Origin of the sequence: Rhizobium azibense, assembly GCF_004342325.1 — a bacterium.
Lineage (GTDB): Bacteria > Pseudomonadota > Alphaproteobacteria > Rhizobiales > Rhizobiaceae > Rhizobium > Rhizobium etli_B.
The window spans coordinates 93,339-112,454 of record NZ_SMBJ01000013.1 but is presented as its reverse complement, the minus strand read 5'-3'; the positions used below and the strand labels follow the sequence as shown (position 1 = coordinate 112,454).

At 56.0% G+C, this 19,116-nt stretch carries 18 protein-coding genes and 1 pseudogene; 16 read left to right on the top strand and 3 right to left on the bottom strand.

Annotated features, from left to right (window positions below; all coding sequences use genetic code 11):
* Window positions 1-199, top strand: a pseudogene (locus EV130_RS28205) (transposase); the annotation flags it as partial.
* A 464-nt stretch (window positions 200-663) separates the two neighbouring features.
* Here EV130_RS28205 and EV130_RS28200 read toward each other — a convergent pair.
* Window positions 664-1,431, bottom strand: a complete 768-nt coding sequence (locus EV130_RS28200) for an SDR family oxidoreductase (RefSeq protein WP_004671535.1) — start codon at window positions 1,429-1,431, stop codon at window positions 664-666.
* A gap of 134 nt (window positions 1,432-1,565) precedes the next feature.
* Here EV130_RS28200 and EV130_RS28195 point away from each other — a divergent pair, with 134 nt between their 5' ends.
* The 8 genes from EV130_RS28195 to EV130_RS28160 all read left to right on the top strand — a co-directional run bounded on the left by EV130_RS28195 (window position 1,566) and on the right by EV130_RS28160 (window position 8,911).
* Window positions 1,566-2,075 carry a flavin reductase family protein gene (locus EV130_RS28195; RefSeq protein WP_004671533.1) on the top strand — a complete coding sequence of 170 codons (510 nt, stop codon included), beginning with the start codon at window positions 1,566-1,568 and terminating at the stop codon, window positions 2,073-2,075.
* A gap of 72 nt (window positions 2,076-2,147) precedes the next feature.
* Window positions 2,148-2,555 (top strand): carboxymuconolactone decarboxylase family protein, encoded by a 408-nt coding sequence (locus EV130_RS28190; RefSeq protein ID WP_004671531.1) that lies wholly within the window; start codon window positions 2,148-2,150, stop codon window positions 2,553-2,555.
* 60 nt (window positions 2,556-2,615) lie between these two features.
* The gene (locus tag EV130_RS28185; RefSeq protein ID WP_011053356.1) at window positions 2,616-3,737 is read left to right on the top strand and encodes an LLM class flavin-dependent oxidoreductase; all 1,122 of its coding nucleotides are present in this window, start codon (window positions 2,616-2,618) and stop codon (window positions 3,735-3,737) included.
* Between the two features lie 123 nt (window positions 3,738-3,860).
* On the top strand, window positions 3,861-5,030 hold the full coding sequence (locus EV130_RS28180; RefSeq protein WP_004671529.1) for an ABC transporter substrate-binding protein: 1,170 nt from the start codon (window positions 3,861-3,863) through the stop codon (window positions 5,028-5,030).
* Complete coding sequence (locus EV130_RS28175; protein ID WP_011053357.1) at window positions 5,030-6,325, top strand: LL-diaminopimelate aminotransferase; 1,296 nt, start codon at window positions 5,030-5,032, stop codon at window positions 6,323-6,325. The genes EV130_RS28180 and EV130_RS28175 overlap by 1 nt, the downstream gene beginning before the upstream one ends.
* An 11-nt stretch (window positions 6,326-6,336) precedes the next feature.
* Entirely contained in the window at window positions 6,337-6,735 is a 399-nt protein-coding gene (locus tag EV130_RS28170) for a GFA family protein (protein WP_010029274.1), read from the top strand.
* Window positions 6,736-7,095: 360 nt separating this feature from the next.
* Window positions 7,096-7,614 carry an NAD(P)H-dependent oxidoreductase gene (locus EV130_RS28165; RefSeq protein ID WP_004671524.1) on the top strand — a complete coding sequence of 173 codons (519 nt, stop codon included), beginning with the start codon at window positions 7,096-7,098 and terminating at the stop codon, window positions 7,612-7,614.
* Between the two features lie 16 nt (window positions 7,615-7,630).
* Window positions 7,631-8,911: a bifunctional 3,4-dihydroxy-2-butanone-4-phosphate synthase/GTP cyclohydrolase II gene (locus EV130_RS28160; RefSeq protein ID WP_004671523.1), complete on the top strand. Its 1,281-nt coding sequence runs from the start codon at window positions 7,631-7,633 to the stop codon at window positions 8,909-8,911.
* A gap of 236 nt (window positions 8,912-9,147) precedes the next feature.
* Here EV130_RS28160 and EV130_RS28155 read toward each other — a convergent pair whose 3' ends face one another.
* Both EV130_RS28155 and EV130_RS28150 read right to left on the bottom strand, forming a co-directional pair.
* On the bottom strand, window positions 9,148-10,254 hold the full coding sequence (locus EV130_RS28155) for an NAD(P)-dependent alcohol dehydrogenase (RefSeq protein ID WP_004671520.1): 1,107 nt from the start codon (window positions 10,252-10,254) through the stop codon (window positions 9,148-9,150).
* Window positions 10,255-10,618: 364 nt separating this feature from the next.
* Window positions 10,619-11,248: a 2,3-bisphosphoglycerate-dependent phosphoglycerate mutase gene (locus tag EV130_RS28150; protein WP_004671516.1), complete on the bottom strand. Its 630-nt coding sequence runs from the start codon at window positions 11,246-11,248 to the stop codon at window positions 10,619-10,621.
* A 255-nt stretch (window positions 11,249-11,503) separates the two neighbouring features.
* On the opposite strand from EV130_RS28150, the gene EV130_RS28145 reads away from it, so the two are divergent.
* The 7 genes from EV130_RS28145 (at window position 11,504) to EV130_RS28115 (ending at window position 18,950) form a co-directional block, all read left to right on the top strand.
* On the top strand, window positions 11,504-12,592 hold the full coding sequence (locus EV130_RS28145) for a substrate-binding domain-containing protein (RefSeq protein WP_004671515.1): 1,089 nt from the start codon (window positions 11,504-11,506) through the stop codon (window positions 12,590-12,592).
* A 55-nt stretch (window positions 12,593-12,647) separates the two neighbouring features.
* Window positions 12,648-14,177 carry a sugar ABC transporter ATP-binding protein gene (locus tag EV130_RS28140; protein WP_004671513.1) on the top strand — a complete coding sequence of 510 codons (1,530 nt, stop codon included), beginning with the start codon at window positions 12,648-12,650 and terminating at the stop codon, window positions 14,175-14,177.
* Between the two features lie 12 nt (window positions 14,178-14,189).
* Window positions 14,190-15,131 carry an ABC transporter permease gene (locus tag EV130_RS28135; protein WP_004671512.1) on the top strand — a complete coding sequence of 314 codons (942 nt, stop codon included), beginning with the start codon at window positions 14,190-14,192 and terminating at the stop codon, window positions 15,129-15,131.
* 5 nt (window positions 15,132-15,136) lie between these two features.
* Entirely contained in the window at window positions 15,137-16,135 is a 999-nt protein-coding gene (locus EV130_RS28130) for an ABC transporter permease (protein ID WP_026188838.1), read from the top strand.
* Between the two features lie 58 nt (window positions 16,136-16,193).
* Window positions 16,194-17,297: an NAD(P)-dependent alcohol dehydrogenase gene (locus EV130_RS28125; RefSeq protein ID WP_004671507.1), complete on the top strand. Its 1,104-nt coding sequence runs from the start codon at window positions 16,194-16,196 to the stop codon at window positions 17,295-17,297.
* A 12-nt stretch (window positions 17,298-17,309) separates the two neighbouring features.
* Complete coding sequence (locus EV130_RS28120; protein WP_004671505.1) at window positions 17,310-17,621, top strand: putative quinol monooxygenase; 312 nt, start codon at window positions 17,310-17,312, stop codon at window positions 17,619-17,621.
* 63 nt (window positions 17,622-17,684) lie between these two features.
* A complete protein-coding gene (locus tag EV130_RS28115) occupies window positions 17,685-18,950 on the top strand; it encodes an NAD(P)/FAD-dependent oxidoreductase (protein WP_004671504.1) in 1,266 nt (421 codons plus the stop codon).
* Window positions 18,951-19,116 lie beyond the last annotated feature (166 nt).

Here is a 19,116-nt window from a genome sequence, read left to right as displayed (position 1 = left end):
ACGAATCCAATTGAGCGTCTCAACGGCGAAATCAAGCGACGCACCGAGGTCGTCGGCATCTTTCCGAACGACGAAGCCATCGTCCGTCTCGTCGGCGCACTGCTGCTCGAACAGAATGACGAATGGGCCGTTCAACGCGCCAAGTATATGACGCTTGAGACCATGGCCCAAATGAGATGAGCCCCAAATCAGCCTGCCCCGCTGTGGCACGCTGATATCCCCTTCCGACCCATGTCGGGAAAGCACGGCCATCAGCCGCGACCTACACCACCTCCCGGGACACGATCGTATCACCTTGTATTCCGGACTAAACTTATGCCGACAGCGTTGCGATAGAGGGCATTCGGAACCAGCATGCGGCTATTCCGGAAGGTCGGCACTCGCATGACGTCATCTGACCGACATCGTGGGGTTATTCGACAAAAATTGCGAAATGTCCTTGATCCAGTTTCCGCTGTTAGATCTAGTTGTCGCCGGCAGTCCTTCTCCTTCTCTATCATATTTGCTGGAGCGTGCCGCAAGTCCGACAAGAGCTGCGCCTAGGCCAACAGCTCTGTGCTGTCATTGACGGGTTAGGAACACGTCAATGATCAACGAGGCTGGAGCCTTATACCCGGTGTTCCTGCCTCAAATGTAAGGGCATGACGAGTGCCGCCCTTTCCTTCACTTGACCAGGTGGTTTCCGATCGAGGAGCCGCCATCGACCGTCAGAATGCTACCGGTCGCGAACCTCGAACGATCGGACGCAAGAAAAAGCATTGCTTCAGCAATCTCTTCAGCTGTCCCCATCCGATCCATGACGGCACGGGCGTTGAAATCGCTGCGAAGCTTCGCGGGGTCCTTCGCTTCGGCGAAGATTTTCGTGAAGTAAGGAGAGTCGATTGTCCCTGGAGCGACCGCGTTGACACGAATTCCCTCTTTCGCATGATCCATGGCCATCGCGCGCGTCAGCGAAGATATTGCTCCTTTCGATGCTACGTAGGCAGTCCTGTCCGCGATTGCTGAGGTTGCGGTGTAGGAAGTCGTATTGATGATCGAACCTCCGCCGTTCCGTCGCATAACAGGAATGACGTACTTTGAGCAAAGGAAGATCCCTTTGACGTTTACGGACATAATCCGGTCCCAAGTTTCTTCAGGAATGGTCACCACATTCCCCGTCGTTCCGAACCCGGCATTATTGACGAGCACGTCGACCCGGCCCCACTTTGCGGTCGTCTTCTCAACCATGCTTTCCGCGTCCTTGGCGGACGAGACGTCGACGCGAACACCGAAAGCCTTCGAGCCGATCTCGTTCGCCACACGAACCGCGGCGTCTTCATTGACATCAGCAACAACCACATAGGCGCCGTTCTTTGCGAAAAGCTCGGCTGTCGCACGACCAATGCCGCTGCCGCCCCCTGTGACGATACAAACTCTTTGATTCAAATCCATCGACCATCTCCTCATTTTTGGGTGCCTTAGAAGACATTTTAGCAGACAATCTGTCAATTGTGAAAATCCAGTTGACAGATTGTCTGCTGATCTGTTTATCTAGGCTCGATCGAATTTGGCCGTGGGAGGACAATATGGCCGATACCAGCACTGAGGCGCAGTTGACTTTTAAGGCAGCTATGCGTCGGTTCACATCAACCATCTGCTTGATCACGACCGAACTCAACGGGGTCCGTCATGGCATGGCCGCCACCGCGGTCCAGTCGGTTACCGCGGACCCACCAACTGTTCTTGTCTGCATCAACCAATCGGCTTCGGTGAATCAGCCTTTGAAGATCTCCGGGAAGTTCGCCGTGAACATGCTGCATCTTTCACATGCCGATCTTGTGCCGCTGTTCAGTGGGCAATTGAAGGGTGAAGAGCGCTTTCATTACGGCGAGTGGCTGTCTCTCGACGGCATGCCGGTCCTGTCCGATGCGCAGGCGGCGTTTGTCTGCAAGCTAAAAGATGTCGTTCACGTTGGAACGCATGATGTTGTGCTCGGAGAAGTGCTCGAAGCACGGTTCATCGAGTCAATCGCGCCGCTTCTCTACGAAAACGGTCAACTCGTCAGGTCGTCGTCCATCAGTGGATCGGCCGCATAGTAGGTGGCTTTAACCACCAATCACATCACTCATCGAAAGCCCAAGGGCGGCAAGGAGAAAAGCGTGAGCAATATGGCACCCGCAAGAGAAATTCATGGACGTGAAGTCACAGAGCGCTTTGAGCGCGGACTAAAGACCCGGCGCGAAGTCTTGGGGGGGGGCTATGTTGATGCGTCGGTCAGCAAAGCCACCGACTTCAATTGGCCGATGCAAACCCTCGTCACAGAATACTGCTGGGACGCGATTTGGAATCGGCCGGGCCTGGAGCGCAAGCAGCGCAGCATCCTCAATCTCGGGATGATTTCGGCCCTCAATCGTCCGCATGAGCTGAAACTGCATGTTCGCGGAGCAATCAACAACGGTCTTACCAAAGAGGAAATTCGGGAGGTTTTCCTCCAGGTTTCGATTTACTGCGGTGTTCCTGCGGCCATCGACAGCTTCCGCGTGGCAGCGGAAGTTTTCGACGAGATGGGCATCTAGTTATTCAACGCATTTGAGTGGGCTGAGCATCATCCGTTGCCAGCCCGAGGAGGGACTACAGTGACCGCACAAGACGATTTCCGCGCTGCCGGAAACCCAATGTTCAATGATAACAAGCTCAAGCTCGGCGTATTTGGCACGAATTGCTCGAATGCATGCGCGATTACGCTCGCTGAGACAACGTTCGAACCTACCTTCGACCACAACGTCGAGATTGCAAAGAAGCTTGAGGCAGCCGGTTGGGAATGCATGGTGCCGATTGCACGCTGGCGTGGTTTTGGCGGTCCTTCAAACTTCAATGGCGTGAACATGGATACGTTCACCTGGGCGGCCGCTCTCGCGGCGGTCACCACGAAGCTCCAGTTCTTCTCAACGACTCACATTCCGACGCTAAACCCGATTGTTGCAACCAAGATGGCGACAACAATCGATCACATCTCGAAGGGTCGATACGGCCTCAATCTCGTTACCGGCTGGTTCACTCCCGAAATGGAAATGTTCGGAGTTCCTATGATGGAGCACGACACCCGCTATGAATACGCCACTGAATGGATGGATATCGTCGAGACGCTCTGGAAACGCAATGGCGTTACCTTCGAAGGCGAGTTCCTCAAAGTCAAAGACGCCTTCAGTGAACCCAAACCCTACAACAAGGCGGGTCGCCCGCTCCTGATCTGCGCCGGCGCCTCGGGCAAGGGACTGCATTTCACCGCCAAGTTCTGCGACTTCAACTTCGGCTTCATGCAAGACATGGAATCCGGCGCTGCCTGGGTCAAAAAGGTGAAGGACCTGGCGCGTACTGAATATAACCGTGATCTTGGCACATTCACAGCTTGCCCCGTTATCGTTCGCGAAACGGAGAAGGAAGCAAAGGAATACTACGACTACTACGTCAACCAGAAGGGTGACTGGGAGGCATGCGAGAACATCTGTGAAGTTCTGCAGGTGCAATCTCAAAACCATTCTGCCGAAATGTATCAAAAATTCAAGGAACGCTTCGTCGCTGGCTGGGGTGGATACCCGATCGTCGGCAATCCAGAACAAGTCGCCGACAAGCTCGTGGATCTCAGCAATACAGGCGTCAACGGCGCCTTGCTGACAATGGTCGATTACAACGAGGAACTTCCCTTCTTTAACGACCGTGTCATGCCGCTGCTCAAGCAAGCCGGTCTGCGCAACTGAACCAGTCCTCGGGACGGCGATTGCCGTCCCGACACGAACTCTGCCAGATTCTGGCAGGATTTTCGCGGCTGGCGGCCAAAGGGGCCGGCGGTTGAGCGGAACCACAAGGGGAGGAGGCCCTGAATGCTGAAGAAAATCGTTGCAGCGCTTTTTACGCTGTCGAGCCTTTATCACATGAACGGCGTGGCGAAGGCTGACGGCCTCGATTCGTTGCCGCCGGACCAAAAGGCGCTTTACGAGAATATCGATCCCGCCATTCCGCTCGGGGGGACGGTGTACAAAGATTTTGTTCCAAAACGTCCACCGCCGTGGAAAATTGGTTATGCATCCACATATGCCGGTAATACCTGGCGCGCGAACATCCTGGACGAATTCACCAACGTATTGCTTCCGAGATATAAGGAAGCAGGCCTAGTCTCCGATCTAATCGTCACGCAGTCTGACCTCAAAGACGCTGTCCAAATCCAGCAGATGCGGCAGATGGTTGACGACGGTGTTGATGCGATCGTCATTTGCTGCTCGAACATTACCGCACTTAACAAGACCATAGAGTATGCTCATTCGAAAGGCGTGCCAGTCTTCTCAGTCTCGGGCTATGTCACATCACCCTACGCAATCAATGCCACAGAGAATAACACCGACGGTGGCTACAAGGCTGCTGAATGGCTTGCCAAGGAAATCGGTGAAAAAGGCAACGTCCTGATGGTATCGGGCATCCCCGGTTTCGCATCATCGGACAGCTTCGACATCGGCGCGAAGAACGCGTTCGATAAATTCCCCGGTATCAAAATTGTAGGCACGATAGCTGGCAAATGGACCGACCAGGTCGCCCAGGTTGAGGTTCAGAAGTTTCTTGCCACCAATCTTGCTGAGGTTAATGGCATTCTCGTTCAGTCCGCTTCAGAAAACGGTGTCGTGAACGCAGTACAGCAATCCGGCCGCGACATGATGCCTATCGTGCTCGGGGGTGAGGCTTCGGCAGCCTGCTACTGGCGTAAGAACCCTGATTTCATAAGCAAGAGCTTCCATTTCTGGCCGCCGCGGTCTGATGCCCGCCTTGTGTGGGACGTCATGATGCGAACGCTCGAAGGCCAGGGACCAAAGATCCAGTCGATTCTTCGTCCTGCGCTTCCTTACACCATTGATGACGTGAAGGAAGTGCTGAAGGAAGATTGCGATCCCAATTCCACGGATTGGATCGAGCCGAAGAACAACGGCTGGTGGCCTGCAGACGTCGCTGCAAACTACTTCGAACGTCCTGAAGATCCGTTAGCTTGGCGGCCGAAGAAGTAATGAATGTTCTCCGGAAGGAGACCTCCCAGCCTCCCGCGTCGGTTTCTATAATCGGCGCGGGAGGTATCTGCGATTTGATTGGAAATAGTGTGCTGGACTTTCACAGAATTCAACGTTTGCCGCCTTATGTTTTCGAACAGGTCAACCGTTTGAAAGCAAGCGCGCGAGCGGGCGGCGCCGATATCATTGATCTCGGCATGGGAAACCCCGACCTTCCCACTCCTCAGTCGATCGTCGACAAGCTGTGCGAGGTCGTGCAGGATCCGCGCACCCACCGCTATTCCTCCTCCAAGGGCATTCCGGGGCTGCGCCGTGCCCAGGCCGCCTATTATGCCCGCCGTTTCGGTGTCAAGCTCAACCCGGATACCCAGGTGGTCGCCACCTTGGGCTCCAAGGAAGGCTTCGCCAACATGGCGCAGGCGATCACCGCGCCCGGCGACGTGATCCTCTGCCCGAACCCGACCTATCCGATCCACGCCTTCGGTTTCCTGATGGCGGGCGGCGTGATCCGCTCGATGTCGGTTGAGCCGGATGAGAGCTTTTTCCCGCCGCTGGAGCGGGCGGTCCGGCATTCGATCCCGAAGCCGTTGGCGCTGATCCTCAACTATCCGTCGAACCCGACGGCCCTCGTCGCGACGCTCGATTTCTATAAGGACGTCGTCGCCTTCGCCAAGAAGCATGACATCATCGTGCTTTCCGACCTTGCCTATTCCGAGATCTACTTCGACGGCGCTCCGCCGCCATCGGTTCTCGAAGTGCCGGGTGCAATGGATGTGACCGTCGAATTCACCTCGATGTCGAAGACCTTTTCCATGCCCGGCTGGCGCATGGGCTTTGCCGTCGGCAACGAGCGGCTGATCGCGGCGCTCACCCGCGTCAAGTCCTATCTCGACTACGGCGCCTTCACGCCGATCCAGGTGGCCGCGACCCATGCGCTGAACGGCGACGGTTCCGACATTGCGGAGGTTCGCAACGTCTACAAGCGTCGCCGCGACGTCATGGTCGAAAGCTTCGGGAAGGCCGGCTTCGACGTGCCGCCGCCGGCTGCCACCATGTTCGCCTGGGCAAAGATCCCGGAAAAGTTCCGTCATCTCGGTTCGCTGGAGTTTTCCAAGCTGCTGGTCGAGAAGGCCGACGTCGCCGTTGCACCGGGTATCGGCTTCGGCGAAATGGGCGACGACTACGTCCGTCTGGCGCTCGTCGAGAACGAACACCGCATCCGCCAGGCTGCGCGCAACATCAAACGCTGGCTTAGCGGCGACGAGAAATTTGAAATCAACGTAATGAATCAGTGAAAGGATACCCGATGCCAATCTTCGGATCATGCCAATGCAAAGCGGTAACGTACCAGGTTCAGGAAATTGATGGACCCATGTGGAATTGCTTCTGTCAAACATGCCGGAAGTCACACGCCGCTGATCACAATACCGCTGCGAAGGTGAAAAGCGAGCACTTCAAGATCCTTACAGGCCAAGATACGCTTCATAGCTTCGAATCGACGCCTGGAAAGCTGCGGTGGTTTTGTTCGGTATGTGGCTCGCACGTTTATGCGGAGCGGCCGGCCAGCCCGGAGCTCAAAGTCGTTAGAGCCGGCACGTTCGATACCGATCCTGGAAGTGTGCCGATGTCAAACGTATGGGTATCGCATGCGGAACCTTGGCTCGCCCATGATCCATCGAAGGCAAGCTCACCAGAGTTCCCGTAAGTGACCGGGATACTACCTGTCGTAACTGAGGTGGAGCCACGGCGACCGTATATCAAGCGGCAACGCCTCATTCCGTGTCCAGGAGGTTCTAACGCAAACGTGCTGGGTCGGTAAAAGCGGCAGGGATTGCAGACAGTAGGTGCGCTTGCACGGCGAGCCCACCCATTGAGAGAATAAAGTCGTACGAGACAGAAGACTTCTGCGAAGCAATCCAGCCTTCGAGGTTGGGAAATTACGGGTTGTGAGGGCTCAGGACACCGCAGGACTATTTTTGCCCCCACGGGTCCTCAACGACCTCCATTGCGGTGTGAGTGAAAATTGTAAGATTGTCTTATGCGAGAATGTTGGGAGTCCTGTGACATGAAAGTTGTTGTAATAACGGGGAATTTATCGCGCCCCTCGAAAACCCGGGCCGTAGCAGACTTCATGGTGGATCGGGTGCGCGCGTCCGGCAACGAAGCAAGCTGCTGGGACCTTGTCGACCTTCATCCGCACCTTGGGGCAACAGTGTTGCCCTCCAGCGCCGCTGAGATTGTTAAAGCGGCACTCAACGATATTTTGGCTAGTGACGTGCTAGTTGTTGGTAGTCCGGTCTACAAAGCATCTTACACTGGGTTGCTGAAGCATTTATTCGACCTTGTCGACATGAAAGCGCTTAAGGGCCGCTATGTGATCCCTTTTGCAACCGGTAAAGCATCGAGTCACAAGCCGCTCGTCGAAGCCTCGATGGAAGCCTTATTCGACTTTTTCGAAGCGCAAATACATAGCCGTTTCATTTTCGCTCTCGATGAAGATTTTCAGAACGATGCTCTTTCTGAGAACCTGCGCGCGCTTGTCGACAGAGAGCTCGATGCCGCGCGTCGCGCCGTCAGCCCATAATAAGGAGGAGGATTCCATGTCTTTTTCGAGCATAGATGAGGCGATCGAGGCGATCGAAGCGGGCGAGATGGTTATCGTGGTCGACGACGAAAACCGGGAGAATGAAGGCGACCTAGTCGTTGCTGCCGAAAAAATAACAGCTGAGCACATCGCTTTCATGATGAAATATGCGAGAGGCCTTATCTGCGTGCCACTTCCAGCCGAACGTCTCGACAAACTCGAGATCCCCCTGATGGTCACACGTAATTCGGACTCACTGCAGACGGCATTTACCGTTTCCGTCGATTGCAAACACGGCACAACGACAGGGATTTCAGCCGAAGATCGAGCAGCAACCGTCAAGTCGCTCATCGATCCGCAGACGCGGCCGGAAGACCTATCGCGACCGGGTCACATTTTTCCTTTGCGTGCAAATCGTCTCGGTGTCCTGGGCCGTCCTGGCCACACCGAAGCTGCCGTGGATCTTGCACGACTTGCCGGCCTGGCGCCGGCTGGCGTAATCTGCGAGATCGCCAATGACGACGGAACCATGTCTCGACTGCCAGATCTCGAGAAGTTCGCAATCGAACATGGCCTGCACATAGTAACGATCGACGCTTTGATTGAGTACTGCAGGAGTCGTGATACGAGGGTAAAGCGTTACGCGCAGTCCTTTATGCCAACGCGGTTTGGGGATTTCAAGGCAATTGCTTATCGCGATAGTTTGACGGGAACGGAACACTTAGCTTTGACACTTGGCGAGTTGTGCGAGAAGGAAGACGTTCTGGTACGGGTGCATTCTGAATGTCTGACAGGTGAGGCGTTCCGGTCCATGCGATGCGACTGCGGTCAACAGCTCGAAATGGCTCTTCGGGCGGTCCAGTTAGCGGGCGCTGGTTGCGTGATCTACATGCGTGGGCAAGAGGGGCGTGGCATTGGCTTAGGAAACAAAATTGCGGCTTACAGCCTGCAGGATCATGGTCGTGATACTCTTGAGGCAAATCGGGAACTCGGCTTCGCATCTGATTCCCGCGAATATAACGCAGCGGCGGATATCATCCGCGACCTCGGTATCGGCAGCGTTCGGCTTCTGACCAACAATCCTACAAAAATAGAGGCGCTGCGAACGTCAGGCGTCATCGTGTCGTCTCGCCAGAGTCTGATCGCCGCATCTAGCGCGTCCAACATCACTTATTTTAAGACAAAGCGCGATCGGTTTGGCCACCTGTTGGACCAGGACACGTCAGCTGAACACGTCGGCCGGAGCAACGTCTTTTCAGTGTTTGGCGCGCAGGTGTTCTCTGGACCCCTGGGTTAACGGAGCCGCCCTCGCCACTTACCTGCCGGTGATTGTAGGGGGCCGCCTTTGACCGGCAGAGTCCTAGAGCTTTTGCGTGGGCCCTGCCAGCACATCATTCGTGCAGGCCTATCGGAGTGATGTGGCCCGCGATTGCATCGAAAGCAGCGTTCGACCATATCTCGTCTTGAGCACGGCTGTTCCGACGGATCGCATTTAATCGCGGTCCGTCTTGTCTTTCGAAAAGTCTCGCAAAACTAATGCTTCATGCGAAGGATCGGCTTAATGACTTTGCCGCTCTCGGAATCAGCCATCGCCTCGTTGATCTGGTCGAGGTCATAGAACTGAACCAGTTTGTCGAACGGGAAAAGTCCCTGCTGCCAATACTCGATCAACTGCGGGACGAACTCGGACGGAACGCTTTGTCCTTCGACAACGCCGATCAATGTGCGGCCGAAAAGGAAGTTCCCGATATCGATCGTGCCTTCAGTGCCGAGAGCGGACGAGCCAACGAGACCGCATGTTCCCGGCGTACCAAGGCAGTCGACTGCCTGACGGAAAACTCGCGGCGAACTCGTGCATTCCAAGCTGAAATCAACGCCTGCGGGGACGATCTTCCTGATCGCGGCAACGCTGTCCAATTTGCGGGCATTTATCGTGTGCGTCGCCCCGAGTTCGCGCGAAAGTTCCAGCCGTTCATCGTTCAAGTCGATCACGATGATGGTCGCGCATCCGGCGATTTTCGCGGCCATCGTAGCCGCCATGCCAACCGCACCAGCACCGAACACTGCTATTGACGAGCCGGGCTTCGGCTTGAGGCAATTCAGTACCGCGCCAGCACCGGTCTGAAGCCCGCACCCGAGCGGTCCGATCAACTCGAGTGGAACATCCTTTGCAACCTTCACGGCGTTTCGTTCGCTGGCGATGGCGTAGGTTGCAAATGACGACTGCTCGAAGAAGCAGCCACTAATCTGTTTCCCGTGAGAATCATGGATCGGGCAGGTGCCATCCGGACGAGTGCCGCGGAAATTGCGACCGAAGAAGTCCTCGCAGTAGAAAGGTGTACCGGAAAGGCACTTTTCGCACTTGCCGCAATAGGCGTAGCTCAAAGCAACGTGATCACCGGGCACAAGATCTTTAACTGCGCTCCCGACGGCCTCGACGACGCCAGAGCCTTCGTGTCCCAACACAACAGGTTGAGGTACGTCATATCCCTGGTCCCTGACCACCAGGTCGGTATGACATACCCCCGATGCGACGATGCGGACCAAAATCTCGTCTGCACGAGGTTCCTCAATCCCTATGCACTCCAAGATCAAGGGCTTCGCCTTTTCGCGCGAGACCGCCGCATATGCCTGCTTCATGTAACTGTTCCTCCAAGGCTCACAACGCAATTCGCGCGAACGTACTCATCGTCAGACAATCAGTCAATAATTACTCTATTAAATTAGATCAGTTCAACCGGAGCAGGGCTGCATTTTTGCAAAGTCACGAGTGAACGCTGATTTGAAGTGATCAAAGGGTTCCGATGCATGTTCGAAAGGGAGCATGCGTCTTGTCCCGCTTTGGGCTGAAAGATCGGCAGACGAAAATTTAGTAGCAACGTGTGAGGCGAGCCGGATGGCGTCGCTTGCCGACGTCGAGCCGGTTCTGAAGGCTATCGACAGCTTCGAGACACCGGTATTGCCAAGTTCAACCGACTACAAACGATGCTACTGCCAGCCAGGCTTAACAGACAGTACCAACCAGGACGTTAGTCTTCTCGATGATCGAGAGGTCCGACGCAATCCGGTATACAGTTGGCGCGGCGGTCGGTGACTCAATAGCGAGCGTATCCTGGATCGTGAGGCGTTCGATGCCCTGCTTTAGTGACCTGATCGTATTCCCGTGGGCCACCACAAGAACCGATTTCCCTCTCAACAAGGGGGGGAACGCTTCGCTTATCAAAAAGGGCAGAACCCTCGCGCTTATGTCCCGTATGCTTTCTCCCCCAGGTGGTGGAGTGCTGTACGAGCGGCGCCAAACCTGGACAACATCCTGGCCCCACCGCTCACGTGCCACGTTCTTGTTGATGCCGGTGAGCTGTCCGTAGTCGCGTTCGTTCAACTCGGTTCTCCTGATTGGCTCCAGCAGATCGCCGTTGGTTTCGTTCAAAATCGCTCTGCAAGTGTCGACTGTGCGCAAGAGGGCAGAGCTAAACGCAATATCGAACGAGATGCCGAGGTTCGCGAGCAGTGAGCCGGCTCGCCTGCTCTCAGACCAGCCCTCCTGTGTGAGCGGCACGTCGCTCGTACCCGTGAACTCCCCGCGCGCGTTCCCTTCGCTTTGGCCATGCCGGACAATCACCAGAGTGGACATTCATAACCCTCCCATCGATTTAGCGAACACGAATATTGTCGCACTATCGGACAATCCGTCAAGTGCGACTATGTGCAAGTGAAAACAAAACGATGTCGAAAAAACAAACGTCGAAGTTTATATTTATTGACAGATTGTCTGATAGCTCATACCAATGCACTCCGCCGTATTGAGGAGAGTCCGGCACGGCTTGGGAAGGCAAGGCTCTCGCCTTAACAGACAATGCCGCCCAGAGCGGCCGGAGGAGGAATTTTCATGAAGAGACGTACATTTCTACAAGCGAGCGGGGCAATTGCTGTAGCCGGCACGTTCGGAATGCCGGGGATTCTTCGCGCCGACGACGCGATCAGTCTCCTACCTGACACTTGGCCCTCCGAAGGCGCCAACCCAATTGTCGACGCGGGTAAGTTCAAGAAGTCAGGCCCGTGGAAGATCGGACACAGCCACTACGGCCTCGCTGGTTCAACGCATACCTACCAGACGGCGTTTGAAGCCGAATATGAAATAAAAAAGAACAAGGATCGGATCGCTGATTACCAGTTCCGGAGCGCTGATCTCAATGCCTCCAAACAAGTTGCCGATATCGAGGATCTGATCGCCCAGAAGGTCGATGCGATCATCATCGCACCGCTAACCACCGGTTCCGCCGTCGAGGGCATCAAGAAGGCAAAGGCTGCTGGCATTCCAACCGTAGTCTATCTCGGACGCGTCGACACCGAGGAGTTTACGGTTCAGGTCCAGGGCGACGACTTCTATTTCGGGCGCGTGATGGCTCAGTTCCTCGTCGACAAGCTTGGCAACAAGGGCAAGGTATGGGTTCTGCGTGGCGTCGCCGGGCATCCCATCGATGCAGATCGTTATGCAGGCGCCATGGAAGTCTTCAGCAAGTCTGGACTTCAGATCACGTCGACCCAGCACGGAAGCTGGTCTTATGAGGACTCAAAGAAGATCGCCGAAAGCTTGTATCTCTCCGACCCAGATGTCGCGGGCATCTGGACCGATGGAGCCAACATGTCTCTTGGCGTTTTGGATGCCTTGCAGGAGGCTGGCGCCTCAACGATCCCGCCAATCACGGGCGAAGCACTTAACGGCTGGATGCGTCGTTGGAATGACGAAAAACTTTCCTCGATCGGTCCGATTTGCCCACCCGCTCTGTCTACTGCCGCGCTACGGGCCGCCTTCGCCTTGCTGGATGGGAAGCCGATTCAGCGTAACTGGACGAACCGCCCCAAGCCGATCACCGACGAGACGCTCTCCCAGTTCTATCGCGCAGATCTCACTGATGCGTACTGGGCGCCGACCGAAATGCCGAACGAAAAGCTCCTTGATTATTTCAAGGCTTGATGAACTACGGGCACGATCACTCGTGCCCGTATCCCTGTCGAAGATGGAAATTCCCATGAGCACGCTTGTCGAGATGGTCGGCATCAACAAATCGTTTGGTTTCACGAAAGTCCTTTCGGACGTTCGCTTTTCCCTGGAACGTGGCTCCGTGCACGCTCTGATGGGGGAAAACGGCGCGGGGAAGTCCACCCTGATGCGTATTCTGGCGGGGGTATATCAGCCGGGCGCAGGAAGTGTTCGGCTCCGCGGGGAGGAAGTCAATTTCCGTTCCCCTAAGGAGGCACGGTTGGCGGGAGTGTCGACGGTGTTTCAGGAGTTTACCCTGATCCCCAATCTCACCGTTGCTGAGAACATGTTCCTGGGCCACGAACCTCGTCGCATTGACGGTTCGATCGATAGCGTCGAGGTAGTGAAACGCGCTCGCGCTTTGCTGGCTGACGTATTTCCACAGCTCGACGCAACCGCGATCGTCGAGACACTGACTGTCGCGCAGCAGCAGGCAGTAGAGATCGCGAAGGGACTTACGTCGAACGCGGACGTATTCATCTTCGACGAGCCAACGGCGGCGTTGAACTCGACCGATGTCGCGCATCTTTTCAAGGTTATCCGCGACCTTAAGGCTCAACATAAGGCTGTCGTCTACATCTCTCATCGCATGAATGAAGTCTTCGAACTATGCGACACCATCACCGTCATGAAAGATGGCGCTTGGGTAAGGACTGCAAGAGCGCAGGACTTCAACTTGCAAACGCTGGTAGCGACAATGGTTGGTCGCGAACTTCAGAACTTCTTTCCGCCGCGCTCGCAGGCCACCGGAGCGGCAATGCTGGAGGTTTCGGACTTGCGCCTCGACGACAGCAGCTCGACAGTCACTTTCGTTGTCAGAAAAGGTGAAATCATCGGGCTGGCAGGGCTCGAAGGACAGGGCCAGCGAGAGATAATGCGTGCCATTGTGGGCGTTGAATCGCCAAAGGCCATCGCCGTGTGGCGTGCCGGCCCCGACAACAGCATGCACGTGGTGAATGTAGGGTCAGGGTTCGCTCGCGCGGTCGCATCAGGAATCGGTTTTATCCCTGAGGACAGGAAGCAGGAAGGGCTGTTCCTGCGCCTGCCTATCTACGACAACATCGCGCTGGGAAAACAGCTCAATCGGAATATGGCAAGCGTTGCGTGGCGATCGGTGTCGAGGGTCCGCGAGGTGATCAAGTCGTTACGAGTTGCGGCCGCCGATCCCAATGCGCCCGTAGGTAAACTCTCGGGCGGGAATCAGCAGAAGGTGCTGCTGGGCCGCTGGTTGCTCTCCGGAGTGGACATCCTCGTTATTGAGGAGCCCACGCGCGGCGTCGACGTCGGTGCAAAGGCAGAGATTTACAGATTGCTGCGGGACTTCAGTGATCGTGGCGGTGCGGTCGTGGTTTCGTCGCGCGAGCACGCTGAGCTTATAGGGCTCTGCGACAGCATTTTGGTCGTTCATGACAGGAAGATCGTCGGGCAGATGTCCGCAGAGGGGGCGACCGAGGAAAGAATCCTCGAGACTGCGCTGGGGGCGAGTGCGTCACCGGATCCCCGTGCTGCGGTGCATTGAGGAGGATAACTTATGAATTCATTTGCCAGTCGCCTGAAGCTCCCTTATCGCGCGGGAGCGATCGGGCTTTCCATTGGAACGCTCCTGGTGATGGTTGTCGCCTCGGTAATATTATTGCCGGACTTCATGGATCCGGAGAATTTGTCTAATCTCCTGGCGCAATCGACGGTGCTCGTCATCTCGGCTCTCGGTCAGACGTTCGTCATTCTCACTGGCGGCCTCGACGTGTCGGTTGGGTCCGTCATCAGTCTAACGACGACGATCATGACGCTTGATCTTCCTGAGATAACCCGCGTGCTTATCTGCATCGCGGTGGCGATGGGGTTCGGAGTAGCGAACGGTTACGGTGTCGCGCGCCTCAATGTACATCCAATCATCATGACGCTGACAACAATGGGCATCGGCCAAGGTATCGCGTTGATCATTTTGCCAATCCCAGGCGGGCGCGTGCCGGAGTGGCTTTCCGGCTCGGTAGCCGGATCCATCGGCCCCGTACCTAACTCATTGTTTTGGTTGATCACGGCATCGCTCTTCGCATCCTGGATTCTCTATCGTCGTCCCTTCGGCCTCTACCTCTTCGCTTCCGGCGGCAATGACTTCAACGCACGGATGAACGGTGTTCCCGTCGAGCGCACCATCATCAAAGCGTATGTTCTTTCTGCTCTATTCGCATGCGCTGCGGGGATGTTTCTTGCAGGTCGCCTTGCATCGGGTGATCCTAAGGGCGGCGCTTCATTCGGGATTGAGTCTGTAACGGCTGCAGCATTGGGTGGGGTCCACCTCGCCGGGGGCATCGGAAGCATTGTGGGAACCGTCGTTGGCGCGGCGATCCTCGGGACAGTGAATAATGTGATGAATCTGGCCAACGTCTCTGCATTTCTTCAGTCGGTCGTCAAGGGTGTGTTGCTTCTCGTACTCGTCGTTTCGCAGCGACGCAAAACAATCGGACTTTGAAAGAAATGGACTTCTCGATGACCACATCAGACTCGAAAACTGAAGCACCATCTCGCTCATTGAGGGGTAAGAGCGCCATTTCGTGGATACTCGGGCTACCGCCCGCATACTATGTGCTCGCAATCCTGGTTGCGGTTGCTCCAGCAGTGAGCGCCACGCTCATAAATCCCAACTACTGGTTTGTAATCCTCAAGCAGTCAGCGCCGCTCGGGATCGCGGTGCTCGCCCAGTCGCTTGTCATGCGGGTGCGATCCATCGATCTCTCTGTCAGCGGTATTTTCGCGTTCGCGATTTATCTGGCCAGCTCGGGCCAGCTCAACAACTATCCACCGCTAATGACCGTCCTCATGCCTGTTGTGATTGGGCTAGCTGTGGGGGGTGTAAACGGAATACTCGTAGCATACGTGCGCGCTTCTGCCGTTATCTCCACACTAAGTGTTTCGGCCATTCTGATTGGGATCGTCCAATACATGAGCGCCGGCCGCGCGCCCGGTTCAACGCCAAGCTGGCTTCGAATACTTACGAGCGGCAATATCCACGGCCTTTCCTATTCCGTGGTCCTGTGGATCGTCATCGCCGCCCTGATTTCTATCGCATTTCGCTTTCTCATCGTCGGGCGTTACTTCAGGGCCGTCGGCGACAATCCGAGGGCGGCGGAAACTACAGGAATTCCGTTGGCACGTACGATTTTTGTCTCGCACACGCTCGCGGGCGCCCTGACAGGCATCGCGGCCCTGGTCCAGGTATCCGCGTTGGCGGTCGGCACCATCAAGCCAGGCTTCGACACCTTCATGAATGCTCTCGCCGCCACGATCCTCGGCGGTGTGACGTTCGGCGTCGACCGGGGCGGCGTCGCCGGGCCGTTCGTTGCCGTCGTTGCCTTCAGCTTCCTGTTCGCGATGCTGACCGTCTTCGGCATCCAGGAGCCGGGCAAGCTTATCGTCCAGGGCGTGATCATTGCATTTGCCGCAATCATCTACGGTGCGCGCGCGGGTCGCGTCTAGTCCGTCGGGCCGATCAAGTCATTCCCGTAGCAATTGCGGGAGAACGCAGGAGAATATAATGGTGAAAATCACTGCGGCTGTCGCCGTGAAGCCAAAGAGCCCGCTGGAATTCCGTGAACTCGAACTGGCTGACCCCGAAGGCAACGAGATCCTGGTTCGCACGGTTGCGAGCGGGATCTGCCACACGGACTTGCTGCTTCGCGACGGTATTTTTGGCCCGCCGGCACCGGTGATCCCGGGGCACGAAGGCGTCGGCGTCGTCGAGGCGGTCGGACCAGAAGTTCAGAGCCTCAAAGTGGGTGATCACGTCGCACTGAGCCAGAGCTCATGCGGATTCTGCGCCGACTGCCGCCGTTCTCACCCAATGAACTGCCAAAACTATACCCAGTACAATCTTACGGGGCTTCGTCCGAATGGTAAGAAGGCATTGCTCTGCGATGAAGTTGGCATTGGCAGCAATTTCGTGGGCCAGTCGTCCTTTGCGACGCATATCCTTGCGACTGAAAACAATGCAGCGCTTTTGCCGAAAACAGACCTCGACCTTACCGACGCTGCGCCACTCGGGTGCGGCATGGCAACGGGTGCAGGAACAGTGATAAACGCGATGAAGCCGGAAATAGGGTCGACGATAGCCGTTTTCGGCGCAGGTGCTGTCGGCATGGCCGCCGTGATGGCCGCCAAAGTTCGTCGGTGCAGCAAGATTATCATCATAGATCTGAATCAGCAGAGGCTAGACATGGCCATGGGGCTTGGTGCCACACATGCGATCAACGGCAAAGATCCCGACGTAGTCAACCAGATCCATGCGCTGACGGGCGGCGGTGCCGACTTCGCGATCGACGCAGTTGGCATCATTCCGGTTATTCTGAACTCGATCAAGTGCACCCGTGCCGGCGGGCACGTTGTCTTGCTCGGCCTCGACGCGCTCGGGAACGACATTCCCATCCCCCTCGATCTAATGGTGTTCAATCGCAAGATCCAGGGTGCGATCCTTGGTGATCAGATTCCACAGCTGTTCATTCCGCAGATGATGGATCTTAATCAGGCTGGGCTTTTCCCCTTCCAAAAATTGATCACCAAGTATCCCTTCGAGAAGATCAACGAAGCGATCGCGGACGCCGAAGCCGGGCGAGTGATCAAGCCGGTCGTCGTTTTCAATTAGGAGCCAGCGCAAATGACATCGAAGAAGTCAGAGGAACAGCACCTTGTCGTTGAATTCAAAACCACGTCCCAAAATCGAAATCGCGTAAAAGAACTCCTTCAGGAATTCATTGGACCCGCCCGCGAAGAGTCTGGTTGTCTCTACTACGACCTCTACCAGCGGTCGGACGATCCGAACACTTTCATCATCTTAGACGGCTGGCAGAATGAGGCGGCTGTCGTTGGCCATGGCGAACATCCTAATGTCAAGCGGGTGCTGGAGCCTCTTCTTCCACTGTTGGTGAGTCCACCGTCGATTAATGTAAATACCCGTATCAGCGACTGATCGGGCGCAATGGCCATTTCTACGAGGCGCGCGCCCCGAGCGCGCAGGTTTGAGGGAGACGAAATGGATACGCATCGAGTTGTCGTAGTCGGCGGTGGCTTTGCCGGACTCCAGTTAGCGAAGGACCTCAAGTGTCCCGACACTTCCATAACGATCGTCGACAGGCGCAACCATCACCTCTTTCAACCGCTCCTCTACCAAGTTGCCACGACTGTATTGGCAACCTCGGAGATAGCCTGGCCCATCAGAGCATTGTTCAGAGGACGAAAGGATGTATCGACGCTGCTGGGCGAGGTTGTTGGCGTTGATACCGAGGCACGCGTAGTATCGCTCAAGGATGGGAATGCTATTCCCTATGACACGCTCGTTCTCGCGACAGGTGCAAGGCACGCCTATTTTGGCCGGGACGAGTGGGAGCCGTTTGCGCCCGGGCTAAAGGCACTCGAAGACGCGACGACCATCCGGCGGCGGCTTCTTCTCGCGTTTGAGAAGGCCGAATTGGAGGCTGATCCCGAACGGCGGAAGGCAATGCTCACGTTCAGCATAATCGGAGCAGGCCCGACAGGCGTGGAGATGGCTGGGATTATAGCGCAACTGGCCCAACGAACCCTTGTTGAGGAGTTCCGTAGCATCGACACCAGATCGGCGCGCATCCTTCTCATCGAGGCAGGTCCACGTGTCCTACCCGTGTTCCCGGAAGCACTTTCGAGATATGCCGAGCAGTCGCTAATCAAGATGGGCGTCGAAGTGAGAACAGGCATTCCCGTGACGGCATGCAACGAGAACGGCATCGCGATCGGAGATGAGTTCGTTTCAAGCCGGACCGTCATCTGGGCTGCGGGGGTGCAAGCGTCGAACGCCGCCGCCTGGGTCGGTGCTGAAAAGGACAGGGCGGGTAGGGCGGTCGTGCAGCCAGATCTGACTGTTGGCGGTAAGCCCGAGATTTTTATTATTGGAGATACTGCCTCCGTGAAGGCCGCTGATGGAACACCCGTCCCCGGAGTGGCTCCCGCCGCCAAACAGCAAGGCAAATATGTCGCTTCGGTAATTGAAGCACGACGTCTGGGTACACCCACTCCAAGTGCGTTCAGATATAGGCATCTGGGAAACCTGGCTACCATCGGGCCGAATTCGGCTGTTATCGACTTTGGGAAGATCCGGCTCAAGGGCGGAATTGCATGGTGGATTTGGGGGCTTGCCCATATCTACTTCCTGATAGGTACGAGGAGCAGATTGGCAGTGGGACTAAGCTGGCTATGGATCTTTGTTTCCGGCCATCACTCCGCACGTTTGATCACGCAAAAAGAAACCTTAAAGGATGAGGTTTAGTCGCTAGCGCGAGCACGCCCGAGTCTGCTGGGCCGTGAATGGAGACCATCAAAGGCCAGACATTTGGGAATCGGTTGCGAAGCGATGGTTGGCAGCAGGTAACAATTCTGTCGGAGTTCCATATATAACAATGATTGATCTTCGCACTATCAACTTAGGCGACTTC

What these genes read in the sequence shown, in the direction of transcription:
- EV130_RS28200 (WP_004671535.1), bottom strand. Translation starts at nt 1,431, where the DNA reads ATGGATTTGAATCAAAGAGTTTGTATCGTCACAGGGGGCGGCAGCGGC.
- EV130_RS28195 (WP_004671533.1), top strand. Translation starts at nt 1,566, where the DNA reads ATGGCCGATACCAGCACTGAGGCGCAGTTGACTTTTAAGGCAGCTATG.
- EV130_RS28190 (WP_004671531.1), top strand. Translation starts at nt 2,148, where the DNA reads ATGGCACCCGCAAGAGAAATTCATGGACGTGAAGTCACAGAGCGCTTT.
- EV130_RS28180 (WP_004671529.1), top strand. Translation starts at nt 3,861, where the DNA reads ATGCTGAAGAAAATCGTTGCAGCGCTTTTTACGCTGTCGAGCCTTTAT.
- EV130_RS28175 (WP_011053357.1), top strand. Translation starts at nt 5,030, where the DNA reads ATGAATGTTCTCCGGAAGGAGACCTCCCAGCCTCCCGCGTCGGTTTCT.
- EV130_RS28170 (WP_010029274.1), top strand. Translation starts at nt 6,337, where the DNA reads ATGCCAATCTTCGGATCATGCCAATGCAAAGCGGTAACGTACCAGGTT.
- EV130_RS28165 (WP_004671524.1), top strand. Translation starts at nt 7,096, where the DNA reads ATGAAAGTTGTTGTAATAACGGGGAATTTATCGCGCCCCTCGAAAACC.
- EV130_RS28160 (WP_004671523.1), top strand. Translation starts at nt 7,631, where the DNA reads ATGTCTTTTTCGAGCATAGATGAGGCGATCGAGGCGATCGAAGCGGGC.
- EV130_RS28155 (WP_004671520.1), bottom strand. Translation starts at nt 10,254, where the DNA reads ATGAAGCAGGCATATGCGGCGGTCTCGCGCGAAAAGGCGAAGCCCTTG.
- EV130_RS28150 (WP_004671516.1), bottom strand. Translation starts at nt 11,248, where the DNA reads ATGTCCACTCTGGTGATTGTCCGGCATGGCCAAAGCGAAGGGAACGCG.
- EV130_RS28145 (WP_004671515.1), top strand. Translation starts at nt 11,504, where the DNA reads ATGAAGAGACGTACATTTCTACAAGCGAGCGGGGCAATTGCTGTAGCC.
- EV130_RS28140 (WP_004671513.1), top strand. Translation starts at nt 12,648, where the DNA reads ATGAGCACGCTTGTCGAGATGGTCGGCATCAACAAATCGTTTGGTTTC.
- EV130_RS28135 (WP_004671512.1), top strand. Translation starts at nt 14,190, where the DNA reads ATGAATTCATTTGCCAGTCGCCTGAAGCTCCCTTATCGCGCGGGAGCG.
- EV130_RS28130 (WP_026188838.1), top strand. Translation starts at nt 15,137, where the DNA reads ATGGACTTCTCGATGACCACATCAGACTCGAAAACTGAAGCACCATCT.
- EV130_RS28125 (WP_004671507.1), top strand. Translation starts at nt 16,194, where the DNA reads ATGGTGAAAATCACTGCGGCTGTCGCCGTGAAGCCAAAGAGCCCGCTG.
- EV130_RS28120 (WP_004671505.1), top strand. Translation starts at nt 17,310, where the DNA reads ATGACATCGAAGAAGTCAGAGGAACAGCACCTTGTCGTTGAATTCAAA.
- EV130_RS28115 (WP_004671504.1), top strand. Translation starts at nt 17,685, where the DNA reads ATGGATACGCATCGAGTTGTCGTAGTCGGCGGTGGCTTTGCCGGACTC.